Raw genomic sequence first — 14,731 nt, 5'->3', positions numbered from 1 at the left:
CCAGCTCGGTCCAGGTCTTCGGCGGTTCCGCCCCGGACTTGTCGAACAGCTCCTCGTTGTAGAAGAGGAGCCGGCTGCTCGCCACGCGACCGGCCCGGTCACCGGCGCGTCAGGAGGCGGGCAGCTCCGCGCGGACCGTGCGGGCGGCGGCGACCAGGCTCTCCAGGGAGGCGCGGGTCTCCGTCCAGCCGCGGGTCTTCAGACCGCAGTCGGGGTTGACCCACAGCCGCTCGGCCGGGATCGCGCGCAGTCCGGTGCGCAGCAGCGAGGCGGCTTCCTCGGTGCTCGGGACGCGCGGGGAGTGGATGTCCCAGACGCCGGGGCCGGCCTCGCGCGGGTAGCCGTGGGCGGCGAGCTCGTGGGCGACCTGCATGTGGGAGCGGGCCGCCTCCAGGCTGATGACGTCGGCGTCGAGGTCGTCGATGGCCTGGACGATGTCGCCGAACTCGGCGTAGCACATGTGGGTGTGGATCTGGGTGTCCGGCCGCACCCCGCCGGTGGTGAGGCGGAAGGCCTCGGTCGCCCAGGCCAGGTACTCCGGGTGGTCCGCGGCCCGCAGCGGCAGGGTCTCCCGGAGCGCCGGTTCATCGACCTGGATGATCGAAGTACCCGCCGCCTCCAGGTCGTTCACCTCGTCCCGCAGGGCCAGCGCGACCTGCCGCGCGGTGTCGCCGAGCGGCTGGTCGTCGCGGACGAAGGACCAGGCGAGCATGGTGACGGGCCCGGTGAGCATGCCCTTGACGGGCTTCCCGGTCAGCGACTGGGCGTACGTCGTCCACCGGACGGTCATCGGTTCGGGGCGGGAGATGTCCCCGGCCAGGATCGGGGGCCGGACGTAGCGGGTGCCGTAGGACTGGACCCAGCCGTGCTCGGTGGCGAGGTAGCCGGTGAGCTGCTCGGCGAAGTACTGCACCATGTCGTTGCGTTCGGGCTCGCCGTGCACCAGGACGTCGATCCCCGTCTTCTCCTGGTAGCCGATCACCTCCTGGATCTCGGACCTGATGCGCTCCTCGTACCCGGCGGCGTCGATCCGCCCGGCCCGCAGGTCGGCCCGGGCCGCGCGCAGGTCGGCGGTCTGCGGGAAGGAGCCGATCGTGGTGGTCGGCAGCAACGGAAGCCTCAGATGGGCGCGTTGGGCGGCCGCGCGCTCGGCGTACGGCTGCGAACGGCGTCCGTCCGCGTCGGTGACGGCGGCGGCGCGGGCGCGTACGGCGGGGTCGCGGGTGATCGGGGAGCCGGCCCGGGAGGCGAGGGCCGCGCGGTTCGCCGACAGCTCGTCGGCGATGACCTCGGTGCCGCCGGAGAGCCCCTCGGCCAGGGTCACCAGCTCCGCGGTCTTCTGCCGGGCGAAGGACAGCCAGCGCAGGATCCGGGGGTCGACGTCCTTCTCGGCGGTCGCGTCGAGCGGCACGTGGAGGAGGGAGCAGGAGGCGGCGACGTCCACCCGGTCGGCGAGCCCGAGGAGGGTGCCGAGGGTGGAGAGCGACTTCTCCAGGTCGTTGACCCAGATGTTGCGGCCGTCCACCACCCCGGCGACCAGGCGCTTGCCCGGCAGGCCGCCGACGGCGGCGAGCGCGTCGACCTGGCCGGCGGCGGGGCCGGTGAAGTCGAGGGCGAGCCCCTCGACCGGTGCCTTGGCGAGTACGGGGAGGGCGTCGCCGAGCCGGTCGAAGTAGGAGGCGACGAGCAGCTTGGGCCGGTCGGTGAGCGCGCCGAGGTCGCGGTAGGCCCGCTCGGCCGCGTTCAGTTCGGCCGGGGTCCGGTCCTGCACCAGGGCCGGCTCGTCCAGCTGAGCCCACTCCGCGCCCGCCGCGCGCAGGTCGGCGAGGACCTCCGCGTACACCGGCAGCAGTCGGTCGAGCAGGGTCAGCGGATCGAAGTCGGCGGCCACGCCGGGGGCCGGCTTGGCGAGCAGCAGATAGGTGACGGGCCCCAGCAGGACGGGTCGGGCCGTCAGGCCGAGGGTGAGGGCTTCGCGCAGCCCGGCGACCTGCTGGGCGGAGTCGGCGGTGAACACGGTGTCCGGCCCCAACTCGGGGACCAGGTAGTGGTAGTTGGTGTCGAACCACTTCGTCATCTCCAGGGGCGCCACGTCCTGGGTGCCGCGCGCCATCGCGAAGTAGCCGTCGAGCGCGTCGGCCGCGACGGCCTCCCGGTGGCGGGCGGGGATCGCGCCGACCATGACGGTGGTGTCGAGGACGTGGTCGTAGAGGGAGAAGTCGCCGGTGGGCACCTCGTGGACGCCCGCGTCGGCGAGCTGCCGCCAGTTCTCGGCGCGCAGTGCGGCGGCGGCGGCCCGGAGGGCCTCGGCGTCGACGCGGCCCTTCCAGTACCCCTCGATCGCCTTCTTGAGTTCCCGGCCCTGCCCCTGGCGGGGGTAGCCGTACACAGTGGCCCGTGCTGCCGCGGCTGCGGACTTCGTGGTCACGGAGATCTCCTTCGCGAGATGAATCCCTGAGATCCCGGGGACGGGACGAGAGCGCGAAGGGGCGACGACCGGTCGGTGCGCGTGCGCGTGGAACGGCGCGCTCGCCCGACAGGTATGTGCGCCGACCCGCCCTCGAGGTCACCGGAATGTCCGCGCGCGGAATCGTCCGCGTGCGGGCAACGGGCAGGTCTTCGGACTCGCGGGCACGTCCTCCGGAGGTGACCGGAGGGCTCCTACTGGCCGTCGCTTCCCAGACCCTTCCCGGGCCCAGTGCGTATGACGGCGGTCGTTCCCACTCACCGCTGCGGGGCAGTCCCGGATTCCCACCGGGTTCCCTCTTACGACGCCTCCCGCCTGGCGGACGGGGCGAACCAGCTGCACGGCCACCCTACGGCGTCGGCCGCGCGCGCGAGCACGGTGATTCCACCATTCGGACGGTGACATGAGACACGCGGGCATGACGGTGGGCCGGGGACGGCACCACCCGTCCCCGGCCCCTCAGCCGCCGCCGGCCCCCTCAGACCGGCTGCCGTCCGGGTCCTCTCACCCGGTCGTACCCGTGGAACCCGCGGCCCGTCTTGCGGCCGAGGAGTCCCGCCTCCACCATCCGCAGGAGCAGCGGGGGCGGGGCGTACAGCGGTTCCTTGAACTCGTCGTAGAGCGACTCGGCGATCGACGCGACCGTGTCGAGTCCGATCAGGTCCGCGAGCTTCAGCGGCCCCATCGGGTGGGCGCAGCCGAGTTCCATGCCGTGGTCGACGTCCGAGGCGGAGGCGAAGCCCGACTCCGTCATCCGGATCGCCGACAGCAGGTAGGGGACCAGGAGGGCGTTGACGACGAAGCCGGCCCGGTCGCGGGAGCGGATGACCGTCTTGCCCAGGACGGCGGTGGCGAACTCCGTCACGTCGCGCTCCACGTCGGGCGCCGTGTGGAGGGTCGTGACCACCTCCACGAGCGGCAGCACCGGGACCGGGTTGAAGAAGTGCACTCCGACGACCCGGTCGGCGCGGCCGGTGGCCATGCCGAGGCGCATCACGGGGAGGGAGGAGGTGTTGGTGGCCAGGATCGCCGCCGGATCGGTGACGATCTTGTCGAGCGCGGTGAACACCTCCGTCTTCACGGCGGGGTCCTCGGTGACCGCCTCGACGACCAACTGCCGATCGGCCAGGTCGTCGAGGTCGGCGGTGACCGTGATCCGGTCGAGCGCGCCCTCGCCCGCGACCCGGTCGAGCTTCCCCCGTCGCACGGCCCGTTCGAGGGAGTCGGCGATCCGGTCGCGCGCCGCCGCGGCCGCCGGCCGGGTGGCCTCGCAGAGCAGGGTGTCGAGTCCGGCCCGTGCGCACACCTCGGCGATGCCCGCGCCCATCTGGCCGCCGCCGACGACGCCGACGCGCCGGATGCCGACGGGCCGGCGGGCCTCGGGCGGGCCGCCCGCGTGCCCGGTCTCCCCGCTCACGCCCGGGGCTCCGTCGTCCGCACGAGGTGGCGGGAGTACGCCTCGGGGGTGAAGAACAGCGGCAGTTCGGCGGAGAGAGCGGTCCGCTCGAACAGCTCCCGCACCTCGTCGAGCGGCGCCCACGGGTACGCGGCGCCCAGGGCGGCCAGTTCGTCGTCCAGGGTCCGCAGGACGTCCTCGCGCTGGATCACGCGGTGCCGCAGCCACTGCCAGACCTGGACGCGGGCGATCTCGGCGGTGGCCGCGTCCTCCATGAGGCCGTCGAGGGCGACCGCGCCCTGGCCGCCCATCCACGCGGCGAAGTAGCGCAGGGCCACCGCGATGTTCGTGCGCACCCCCTCCTCGGTCGGGGGCCCGCCGATCCGGCGCACGGACAGCAGGTCCGCCGCCGTGACCTCCACGTCGTCCCGGGTCCGGTGGATCTGGTCGGGACGGTCGCCGAGCACACCGTCGAAGACCTTCCGGCAGACCGGGACGAGTCCGGGGTGGGCCACCCAGGAACCGTCGAAGCCGTCCTCGGCCTCCCGTTCCTTGTCCAGGCGGACCTTGGCGAGGGCCGCCTCGTGGGCGGCGGGGTCCCGGCCCGGGACCTGGGCGGCCATGCCGCCGATGGCGTGGGCGCCGCGCCGGTGGCAGGTCCGCACCAGGAGCTCGGTGTACGCCCGCAGGAACGGCGCGGTCATCGTCACCTTCGCCCGGTCGGGCAGCAGGAAGTCGGTCCGGTGGCCGAAGGTCTTGATCAGGCTGAACAGGTAGTCCCAGCGGCCCGCGTTGAGCCCGGAGCTGTGCTCGCGGAGCTCGTAGAGGATCTCCTCCATCTCGAACGCGGCGGTGATGGTCTCGATCAGGACGGTGGCGCGGACGGTGCCCCGGGGGATGCCGAGGAGTTCCTGGGCGAGGAGGAAGACGTCGTTCCAGAGCCGCGCCTCGTCCCGGCCCTCCAGCTTGGGGAGGTAGAAGTACGGGCCGTGTCCGGCGTCGATCTGCCGCCGGGCGCAGTGGAAGAAGTACAGGCCGAAGTCGACGAGCGAGGCCGGCACGGGGCGGCCGTCGACCTCCAGGTGCTCCTCGTCGAGGTGCCAGCCGCGCGGCCGGACGACGATCGTGGCGAGCCGGTCGCGGTCGGCGAGCCGGTACTCCTTGCCGTCGGCGGTCGTGAAGTCGATGCGCCGTTCGACGGCGTCCAGCAGGGTGAGCTGGCCGCCGATCACGTTGTCCCAGGTGGGCGCGGTGGCGTCCTCGAAGTCCGCCATCCAGACCCGGGCCCCGGAGTTGAGGGCGTTCACGGCCATCCGGCGGTCCGGCGGGCCGGTGATCTCGACCCGGCGGTCGGTCAGGCCGGGCGCGGGAGGGGCGACCCGCCAGGACGGGTCGGCGCGCACGGCCGAGGTGGTGAGCCGGAAGTCGAGCGGCGAACCGGTGGCGAGGCGGATGGCCTGGCGGCGGCGCTCCTTCAGGAGCCACTGCCGCCGCTCGCCGAAGGCGACGGCCAGCCGTGCCACGAAGTCCAGGGCTTCGGGCGTGAGGATCTCGTCGTGGCGGTCCCCGGGGGCCGCGAGGACGTGGACGCCGTGGGTGAGTGCGGTGGTGGTCATCGGTACTCCTCCTGAGCTGGGGGAACGGGGGCGGGCGGGGACGGGTCGCCCGCCCCCGTTCGGCCGGGACGCGAGCCGGTCGGGCGCCGGTCGGACGCCGGAGGGGTCGCCTAGTGGAACTGCTCCTCCTCCGTGGAGCCGGCGAGGGCGGTGGTGGAGGAGGCCGGGTTGACGGCGGTGGAGACCAGGTCGAAGTAGCCGGTGCCGACCTCGCGCTGGTGCCTGACGGCGGTGAAGCCCTGCGCCTGCGCGGCGAACTCGCGCTCCTGGAGGTCGACGTACGCCGTCATGCCGTGCTCGGCGTAGCCGCGGGCCAGGTCGAACATGCCGTGGTTGAGGGAGTGGAAGCCGGCCAGGGTGATGAACTGGAAGCGGTAGCCCATGGCGCCCAGCTCGCGCTGGAACTTGGCGATCTGGTCGTCGTCCAGGGCCGCCTTCCAGTTGAAGGACGGCGAGCAGTTGTACGCCAGCATCTGGTCCGGGTGCTCGGCGTGGATGGCCTCGGCGAACTCGCGGGCCTGGGCCAGGTCCGGGGTGCCGGTCTCCACCCAGATGAGGTCGGCGTACGGGGCGTAGGCGAGGCCGCGGGCGATGACCGGCGCCATCCCGTTCTCCACCCGGTAGAAGCCCTCGGCGGTGCGCTCGCCGGTGACGAACCGCGCGTCGCGCTCGTCCACGTCGCTGGTGATGAGGTTCGCGGCGAGGGCGTCCGTACGGGCGATGATCAGGGTCGGGGTGTCGGCGATGTCGGCGGCGAGCCGGGCCGCGTTGAGGGTGCGGATGTGCTGGGCGGTCGGCACGAGGACCTTGCCGCCGAGGTGGCCGCACTTCTTCTCCGAGGCGAGCTGGTCCTCGTAGTGGATGCCGGCCGCACCGGCCGCGATCATGGCCTTGGTGAGCTCGAAGGCGTTCAGCGGGCCGCCGAACCCCGCCTCGGCGTCGGCGACGATCGGGGCCAGCCAGTCGATGCCCTCGTCAGCCGGGGTGCCCTCGGCGGTGGCGATCTGGTCGGCGCGCAGCAGGGCGTTGTTGATCCGGCGGACCACCTGCGGAACGGAGTTGACCGGGTAGAGGCTCTGGTCGGGGTACGTGTGCCCGGCCTGGTTGGCGTCGGCGGCGACCTGCCAGCCCGACAGGTAGATGGCCTGGAGGCCGGCCCGGACCTGCTGCACGGCCTGGCCGCCGGTCAGCGCGCCGAGGGCGTGGATGTAGTCCCGCTCGTGCAGCTGCCGCCACAGCCGCTCGGCGCCGCGCCGGGCGAGGGTGTGCTCCTCACGGACGCTGCCCGAGAGACGCACCACGTCCTCGGCGCCGTAGGTGCGCTCGATGCCCTTCCAGCGCGGGTCGGTGGCCCAGCGCCGTGCCAGCTCCTCGGCCGCCTGCGTCCTCGCGTCTGCCATGACCGTCACCGTCTCCTTGGATCTGCCGCGTCTGCCAAGCCCGCACGGTTCCTCGTGCGGGTGTGGCACTGCGTGTCTCGATAGGGGGTGCGGACCGCCGGTGTCCGGACCAAGCGGAGGTGAGCAATCTCGCCGCTGCAGGTCGCGTCATGCCGGGGTTGCCGAGATCAGGGCGTGAATCGGTCCCCGGGTCCGGCCTGGACCTACCGGATCCGGCGGGCCGCACTCAGACTCTGGCACTGGCACTGGGTGTCATCAATCGTGGACGTCTGCCAACTTTCGCCAATCTTCCGGCTCTCTTTTGCCAAGTTTGTTAAGGGAGGGGAGGGGCCTTTCCCGCGTACGCTGACCTGGCGCGGGACCGAGGGCCCGGGCGCCGGGAGAGCGGGAGGACGCGGGTGAGCAAGACCTACGCGGGAGCGCGGCTGCGGCGGCTGCGCGAGGAGCGCCGGATGAGCCAGGCCGAACTGGCCCGCTCCCTGGCGATCTCCCCGAGCTACCTCAACCAGATGGAGCACGACGCCCGACCGCTCACCGTGCCCGTGCTGCTCCGGCTGACCGAGACCTTCGGCGTCGACCCCGGCTTCTTCTCCGAGCGCGACACCAGCCGCCTCATCGCCGACCTGCGGGAGGCGCTCGCCGGGGAGCTCGCCGCCGCCCGCGTCTCCGCCTCCGACCTGGCCGACCTCGCCTCCCGGATGCCCGACGTCGCCCAGGTCCTGGTCGGGCTCGGCCGGCGCAACCACCAGCTCTCCGAACGGCTCGCCGACGCGGCGGACCCCCGGGGCGCCGACCCCGAGCTGCCGCGCTCCCCGCACGAGGAGATCCGCGACTTCTTCTACCGCCGGCAGAACTACCTCGACGAGACCGACCGCGCCGCCGAGGCCCTCGCGACGGAGATCGGCATCCGGCCCGGTGACGTCGTCAGGACCCTGACGGCCCGGCTCGCCGACCGTCACGGCGTCCGTCTGTCGGCCGAGGGCGACGAACGCCTCCACCACTACGACGCGTCCACCCGCACGCTCCACCTGTCGGCGCTCCTGCGCCCCGGCCAGCGGGCCTTCCGGATGGCCACCCAGCTCGCCCTCCTGGAGTACGGGGACGGCCTCGACCGGCAGGCGGCCGAGGACTTCCCGCCCGGCGGCCCCGCGCACCGGCTGACCCGCATCGGCATCGCCAACTACTTCGCCGCCGCCCTGATCCTGCCGTACACCGCGTTCCACGCGGCGGCCGAGGAGGTCCGGTACGACATCGAGCGGCTGACCGACCGGTTCGGACTCGGCCACGAGACGGTCTGCCACCGGCTCAGCACGCTGCAGCGGCCCCGCCTGCGCGGCGTGCCCTTCTCCTTCGTCCGCGTCGACCGCGCCGGCAACATGTCCAAGCGCCAGTCCGCCACCGGATTCCACTTCTCGCGCGGCGGCGGCACCTGCCCGCTCTGGAACGTCTACGAGTCGTTCGCCGCGCCCGGACGCATCCACGTCCAGGTCGTGCGGATGCCCGACGGACAGCGCTACCTGTGGACGGCTCGCGCGGTCACCCGGCACCGCGGCGGCTGGGGCAGGCCCGGCAAGACCTTCGCCATCGGCCTCGGCTGCGAGATCCGGCACGCCCACCGGCTCGTGTACTCCCAGGGCCTCGACCTGGACAGCGTCGCCGCCGCCACCCCGATCGGGATGGGCTGCCGCGTCTGCGAACGGCTCGACTGCCCCCAGCGCGCGGCCCCGCCCCTCGGGCGTCCGCTGAGGATCGACCAGAACACCAGCACGTTCGTGCCCTATCCCGTCGACGACCCGCAGCGCTGACCCCGGCGGAGCGCCCCCGCAAGTGCCCCGGTTCCAGGGGGCCGACGCGGGGTGGGGGGTGGACTTACTAGGACGTCCAACTATATCGTCCTGCCACAAGGTCCGCGGTGCAGGGAAGCCGGTGTGAATCCGGCACGGTCCCGCCACTGTGACCGGGGAGTGCGCGCTTTCACGACAGGCCACGGGCGAAGGGATTCGCCGGGAAGGCCGAGGCGCGTGCGGGGATCCGGGAGTCAGGATACCGGCCGCGGGTTGTTCCGTGTTGTCCACGAGGATGGAGCAGACACGCATGGCACCGGTCCGTACCCGCGACCCAGGTGATCACGCGCGAAGCACGGACGCCCCCAGCGGCGTCCCCGGCCTTCGGCGATCCCTCCGCTGACGCGTCCCACGACGGTCCCCCGCGCCCGCACCCGACCGGTGCCGTCGCGCGGCTCCGCCGTGCCATCCCCGGATCTCACCTGACGAGAGCAGGCTTCCATGGTCCGTGAACTCACCCACTTCATCGGCGGCAAGCGCACCCCCGGCACCTCCGGGAACTTCGCCGACGTGTACGACCCGAACACCGGCGCCGTCCAGGCGCGCGTGCCCCTCGCCGACCGCGAGGAGGTACGGGCCGCGATCGCCGACGCCGCCACCGCGCAGCTGGAGTGGGCCGCCTGGAACCCGCAGCGGCGCGCCCGAGTCCTGCTGCGTTTCCTCCAGTTGGTCGAGGGCGAGCGCGAGGAACTCGCCCGCCTGCTCTCGGCCGAGCACGGCAAGACCGTCTCCGACGCCCACGGTGACCTCCAACGCGGCCTGGAGGTGGTCGAGTTCGCCGCCGGGATCCCGCACCTCCTCAAGGGCGAGTTCACCGACAGCGCCGGCACCGGCATCGACGTCCACTCGCTGCGCGCCCCGCTCGGCGTGGTCGCCGGCATCACCCCGTTCAACTTCCCCGCGATGATCCCGCTGTGGAAGGCCGCACCCGCCCTGGCCTGTGGAAACTCCTTCATCCTCAAGCCCTCCGAGCGCGACCCCTCCGTCCCGCTCAGGCTCGCCGAACTCTTCCTGGAGGCCGGACTGCCGCCCGGCGTCCTCAACGTCGTCAACGGAGACAGGGAAGCCGTCGACGTCCTCCTCGAAGACCCCCGCGTCCAGGCCCTCGGCTTCGTCGGATCCACCCCGATCGCCGCGCACGTCTACTCCACCGCCGCCGCCCACGGCAAGCGCGCCCAGTGCTTCGGCGGCGCGAAGAACCACATGATCGTCATGCCGGACGCCGACCTCGACCAGGCCGTCGACGCCCTCATCGGCGCCGGATACGGCTCCGCCGGCGAACGCTGCATGGCGATCTCCGTGGCCGTGCCCGTGGGGGAGGAGACCGCCGACGCGCTCGTCGCCGCTCTCGAGGCCCGCATCGCCACCCTCCGCATCGGCCGCTCCGACGACCCCGCCGCCGACTTCGGCCCCCTGGTCAGCCGCGACGCCCTCGACCGCGTCCGCGGGTACGTGGACACCGGCGTCGAGGAGGGCGCCGAACTCGTCGTCGACGGGCGGGACTTCACGCTTCCCGGCCACGAGAACGGCTTCTTCGCCGGAGCCACCCTCTTCGACCGCGTCACCCCCGCCATGCGCGTCTACCAGGAGGAGATCTTCGGCCCCGTCCTCTGCGTGGTGCGCGCCGCCGACTACGAGGAGGCCCTGCGGCTGCCGAGCGAGCACCCGTACGGCAACGGAGTCGCGATCTTCACCCGCGACGGCGACACCGCCCGCGACTTCACCCGCCGGGTGAACACCGGCATGGTCGGCGTCAACGTCCCCATCCCGGTCCCCGTCGCCTACCACACCTTCGGCGGCTGGAAGCGCTCCGGATTCGGCGACCTCAACCAGCACGGTCCCGACGCCATCCGCTTCTACACCCGCACGAAGACCGTGACCTCCCGCTGGCCCTCCGGGGTCAAGGAGGGCGCGAGCTTCACCATGCCGACGATGGGCTGAGCGCCGTGACCACGACCACGCACCTCACCAAGGACGAGCTGGCCCTCGCCGAGGTCACCCTCGACTTCGCCCAGGAACACCTCGCCCCCCACTCCGTCGCCTGGGACCGCGACAAGCACTTCCCCGTCGACGTCCTGCGCCGCGCCGCCGGTCTCGGCCTCGCCGGCGTCTACGTACGGGAGGAGCACGGCGGCTCCGGCCTGACCCGCACCGACGGCGCCCTGGTCTTCGAGGTGCTCGCCACCGGCTGCCCCTCCATCGCCGGCTACCTCTCCATCCACAACATGGTCGCCTGGATGATCGACCGGTACGGCGACGACGACCAGCGCGCCCGCTGGCTGCCCGGCCTCTGCGCCGCCGAGACCCTGGGCAGCTACTGCCTGACCGAACCGGGAGCGGGCTCCGACGCCGCCGCCCTGCGCACCCGGGCCGTACGCGACGGCGACTCCTACCTGCTCACCGGCGTCAAGCAGTTCATCTCCGGCGCAGGCGCCGCCGGCGTGTACATCGTCATGGCGCGCACGGGCGGCGACGGAGCAGCCGGCATCTCGGCCTTCGTCGTCGAACGGGACGACCCCGGGCTCTCCTTCGGCCCGAACGAACAGAAGATGGGGTGGAACGCGCAGCCCACCCGCCAGGTCGTCCTCGACGGCGTGCGCGTCCCCGCGGAGCGCAGGCTCGGCGCCGAGGGCGACGGGTTCCGCATCGCCATGAGCGGGCTCAACGGCGGCCGGCTCGGCATCGCCGCCTGCTCCCTCGGCGGCGCGCAGAGCGCCCTCGACCGCAGCATCGCCCACCTCGCCGACCGCGAGGCGTTCGGCGCCCGGCTGCTGGACGCCCAGGCCCTCCAGTTCCGGCTCGCCGACATGGCCACCGAACTCGCCGCCGCCCGCGCACTGGTCCGCCAGGCCGCCCAGGCGCTCGACCGGGCGGACCCGGCCGCGCCCCGGCTCTGCGCGATGGCCAAACGCTTCGCCACCGACACCGGCTACTCCGTCGCCGACCGCGCGCTCCAACTGCACGGCGGCTACGGCTACCTGAGCGAGTACGGCATCGAGAAGATCGTCCGCGACCTGCGGGTCCACCAGATCCTGGAAGGAACCAACGAGATCATGCGTGTCATCGTGGCCAGGGGACTGACGGAGGCCGTCCGATGACGACCTCCTCGCCCTCGTCCTCCTCGTCCTCGTCGCCTTCCTCGCCCGACGACCCCGTCCTGCTGCGCACCGAGGGCCGCGCCGCGTACCTCACTCTCAACCGCCCCAAGGCGCTCAACGCCCTCACCCACGCCATGGTCCGCACGATCGCCGACGCCCTCGACGCGTGGGAGAGCGACCCGGGGATCGAGACCGTCGTCCTCACCGGCGCGGGGGAGCGGGGCCTGTGCGCCGGCGGCGACATCCGCGCCATCCACCAGGACGCCGTCACCGGCGGCACCGCGACGGAGGACTTCTGGCGGGACGAGTACCGGCTCAACGCCCGCATCGCCCGCCTGCGCACCCCGTACGTCGCCCTGATGGACGGCATCGTCATGGGCGGTGGCGTCGGCGTCTCGGCCCACGGCACGGTCCGCCTCGTCACCGAGCGTTCCCGCGTCGCGATGCCCGAGACCGGAATCGGCTTCGTCCCGGACGTCGGCGGCACCTACCTCCTCGGCCTCGCCCCCGGGGAACTCGGCACCCACCTGGCCCTCACCGGTCTGCCCGTCGGCGCGGCCGACGCCCAACTCTGCGGCCTCGCGGACCACTTCGTACCCGCCGAGGCGCTCCCCGCCCTGCGGGCCGAACTCGCCGCCGCACCCGTCCGCGACGTGCTAGCCCGCCACGTCCGGCCGGCGCCGCCCGGCGAACTCGCCGGCCACCGGTCCTGGATCGACCCCTGCTACGCCGCCGACACCGTCGAGGAGATCGTCGACCGCCTCCTCGCCCACGGAGCCCCCGAGGCCGAGGAGGCGGCCGCCACCCTGCTGACCAAGTCCCCGACGGCGCTCAAGGTGACCCTGACCTCCCTGCGACGGGCCCGCGCCCTGGGCCCGCTCGAAAGGGTCCTGGAGCAGGAGTACCGCGTCTCCTGCGCGGCGCTCCGCCACCCCGACCTCGCGGAGGGCATCCGCGCCCAGGTCGTCGACAAGGACCGGAACCCGCGCTGGGCGCCCACCACGCCGGCCGGCGTCACCGACGAGGACGTGGCCGCGTTCTTCGCACCGCTCGGCGAGCGCGAACTCCGTCTCGTCCCCTCCCCGTCCCCCGCCGAATCTCCCACGGAGGTGCCCTGGTGAGCCGCGTCGTCGCCTTCGTCGGTCTCGGCCACATGGGCGGCCCCATGGCCGCCAACCTGGTCAGGGCCGGGCACCGGGTCGTCGGGTACGACCTGCTGGACGAACTCATGGTCTCGGCCGAGGCGGCCGGTGTCGAACGGGCCGCCTCCGCCGCCGAGGCCGTCGCCGAGGCGGACACGGTGATCACCATGCTGCCCGCCGGCCGTCACGTCCTCGCGCTCTACCGGGAGCAGGGACTGCTCGCGGCGGCCGGACCCGGAACCCTCTTCGTCGACTGCTCCACCATCGACGTCGAGGACGCCCGCGCCGCCCACGCCGCCGCCGTCGAGGCGGGCCACCGCGCCCTCGACGCCCCCGTCTCCGGAGGCGTGGTGGGCGCCGAGGCGGCCACGCTCACCTTCATGGCCGGGGGCGGCGGCCCCGAGTTCGCCGAGGCCGAACCACTCCTCCTCGCCATGGGCGGGAAGGCCGTGCACTGCGGCGGCGCGGGCGCCGGACAGGCCGCCAAGATCTGCAACAACATGATCCTCGGCGTCTCCATGATCGCCGTCAGCGAGGCGTTCGTCCTCGCCGAGAGCCTGGGCCTCTCCCACCAGGCCCTCTACGACGTGGCCTCCACGGCCTCCGGCCAGTGCTGGGCGCTCAGCGTCAACTGCCCCGTCCCCGGCCCCGTCCCGGCCAGCCCCGCCAACCGCGCCTACCGGCCCGGCTTCGCCGCCCCGCTCATGGCCAAGGACCTCGGCCTCGCGGCCAACGCCATCCGCGCGGGCGGCGTCGACGCCACCCTCGGCCTCGGCGCCGCCGCCCTGTACGAGGCGTACGCCGAAGGTCCCGGAGCCCACCAGGACTTCTCCGGCATCGTCGAGGCGATCAGGGACCGCTCCGGCCACGGAGCCACGACCGCGAACACGGCGCCCCCCGCGAGCGGAACTCCCGACGCGAGTGGAACCCCCGACCCGAACGGAACCCCCGCATGAGCGAGCCGAACCGCCCGTACGACCCGGCCACCGAGCCGTACGAGACCATCCTGGTCGAGCGCAAGGGCCGCACCGCGCTCATCACCCTCAACCGCCCCAAGGCCCTCAACGCCCTGAACCTGAAGGTCATGGAAGAGGTCGTGGCCGCCGCCGAGGCCCTCGACCGCGACCCGGACACCGGCTGCATCGTCCTCACCGGCTCCGACCGGGCCTTCGCCGCCGGCGCCGACATCAAGGAGATGCAGCCGCAGGGTTACCTGGACATGTACCTGAGCGACTGGTTCTCCGCGTGGGACCGGTTCGCGCAGGTACGCACCCCCACCGTCGCCGCCGTCGCCGGACACGCCCTGGGCGGCGGCTGCGAACTGGCCATGATGTGCGACATCCTCCTCGCCGCCGACACCGCCGTCTTCGGCCAGCCCGAGATCAGGCTCGGGGTGATCCCGGGCATCGGCGGCTCCCAGCGGCTCACCCGGGCCATCGGCAAGGCCAAGGCGATGGACCTGTGCCTCACCGGCCGCACCATGGGCGCCGAGGAGGCCGAACGGGCCGGGCTCGTCTCCAGGATCGTCCCCGCGGCCGAGCTGCTCACCGAGGCGTCGGCGGTGGCCGACACGGTGGCCGCCATGTCCGCCCCGGTCGCGATGATGGCGAAGGAGGCCGTCGGCCGGGCCTTCGAGACCACCCTCACCGAAGGGGTCCGGTTCGAGCGCCGCCTCTTCCACGCCGTCTTCGCCACCGCCGACCAGAAGGAGGGCATGGCGGCCTTCACCGAGAAGCGCCCGCCGGTCTTCACCCACCGCTGACCCCGG

10 protein-coding genes and 2 riboswitches are annotated in these 14,731 nt (G+C 73.2%); of the genes, 6 read left to right on the top strand and 4 right to left on the bottom strand.

All coding sequences use genetic code 11. From position 1 onward, the window contains the following. Positions 1-109 precede the first annotated feature (109 nt). The 4 genes from metE to aceA form a co-directional block, all read right to left on the bottom strand. Positions 110-2,428, bottom strand: a complete 2,319-nt coding sequence (gene metE, locus ABT129_RS32935; protein WP_351908968.1) for a 5-methyltetrahydropteroyltriglutamate--homocysteine S-methyltransferase — start codon at positions 2,426-2,428, stop codon at positions 110-112. Positions 2,429-2,593: 165 nt separating this feature from the next. After that, positions 2,594-2,819, bottom strand: a riboswitch (cobalamin riboswitch). Between the two features lie 126 nt (positions 2,820-2,945). Further along, positions 2,946-3,884: a 3-hydroxybutyryl-CoA dehydrogenase gene (locus ABT129_RS32930; protein WP_351908966.1), complete on the bottom strand. Its 939-nt coding sequence runs from the start codon at positions 3,882-3,884 to the stop codon at positions 2,946-2,948. Continuing rightward, the gene (gene aceB, locus ABT129_RS32925; RefSeq protein WP_351908964.1) at positions 3,881-5,479 is read right to left on the bottom strand and encodes a malate synthase A; all 1,599 of its coding nucleotides are present in this window, start codon (positions 5,477-5,479) and stop codon (positions 3,881-3,883) included. Before aceB ends, ABT129_RS32930 begins: the two co-directional genes overlap by 4 nt. 110 nt (positions 5,480-5,589) lie before the next feature. Continuing rightward, positions 5,590-6,879, bottom strand: coding sequence for an isocitrate lyase (gene aceA / locus ABT129_RS32920; RefSeq protein WP_351908962.1), 1,290 nt, complete (start codon positions 6,877-6,879; stop codon positions 5,590-5,592). Between the two features lie 398 nt (positions 6,880-7,277). Here aceA and ABT129_RS32915 point away from each other — a divergent pair, with 398 nt between their 5' ends. The 6 genes from ABT129_RS32915 (at position 7,278) to ABT129_RS32890 (ending at position 14,725) form a co-directional block, all read left to right on the top strand. Further along, entirely contained in the window at positions 7,278-8,684 is a 1,407-nt protein-coding gene (locus tag ABT129_RS32915) for a short-chain fatty acyl-CoA regulator family protein (protein WP_351908960.1), read from the top strand. Between the two features lie 88 nt (positions 8,685-8,772). After that, a riboswitch (cobalamin riboswitch) is annotated at positions 8,773-8,948 on the top strand. 216 nt (positions 8,949-9,164) lie between these two features. Further along, entirely contained in the window at positions 9,165-10,664 is a 1,500-nt protein-coding gene (locus tag ABT129_RS32910) for a CoA-acylating methylmalonate-semialdehyde dehydrogenase (RefSeq protein WP_351908958.1), read from the top strand. Continuing rightward, on the top strand, positions 10,661-11,821 hold the full coding sequence (locus tag ABT129_RS32905; protein WP_351908970.1) for an acyl-CoA dehydrogenase family protein: 1,161 nt from the start codon (positions 10,661-10,663) through the stop codon (positions 11,819-11,821). The genes ABT129_RS32910 and ABT129_RS32905 overlap by 4 nt, the downstream gene beginning before the upstream one ends. Next, the gene (locus tag ABT129_RS32900; protein ID WP_351908956.1) at positions 11,818-12,942 is read left to right on the top strand and encodes an enoyl-CoA hydratase/isomerase family protein; all 1,125 of its coding nucleotides are present in this window, start codon (positions 11,818-11,820) and stop codon (positions 12,940-12,942) included. Before ABT129_RS32905 ends, ABT129_RS32900 begins: the two co-directional genes overlap by 4 nt. Beyond that, positions 12,939-13,919 (top strand): 3-hydroxyisobutyrate dehydrogenase, encoded by a 981-nt coding sequence (mmsB, locus tag ABT129_RS32895; protein ID WP_351908954.1) that lies wholly within the window; start codon positions 12,939-12,941, stop codon positions 13,917-13,919. The genes ABT129_RS32900 and mmsB overlap by 4 nt, the downstream gene beginning before the upstream one ends. Beyond that, positions 13,916-14,725, top strand: a complete 810-nt coding sequence (locus ABT129_RS32890) for an enoyl-CoA hydratase (RefSeq protein WP_351908952.1) — start codon at positions 13,916-13,918, stop codon at positions 14,723-14,725. Before mmsB ends, ABT129_RS32890 begins: the two co-directional genes overlap by 4 nt. Positions 14,726-14,731: the final 6 nt, after the last annotated feature.

This window comes from Streptomyces sp. NPDC002057 (genome assembly GCF_040296665.1).
Taxonomy (GTDB): Bacteria; Actinomycetota; Actinomycetes; order Streptomycetales; family Streptomycetaceae; genus Streptomyces.
This window is presented reverse-complemented; position numbering and strand designations above follow the sequence as displayed.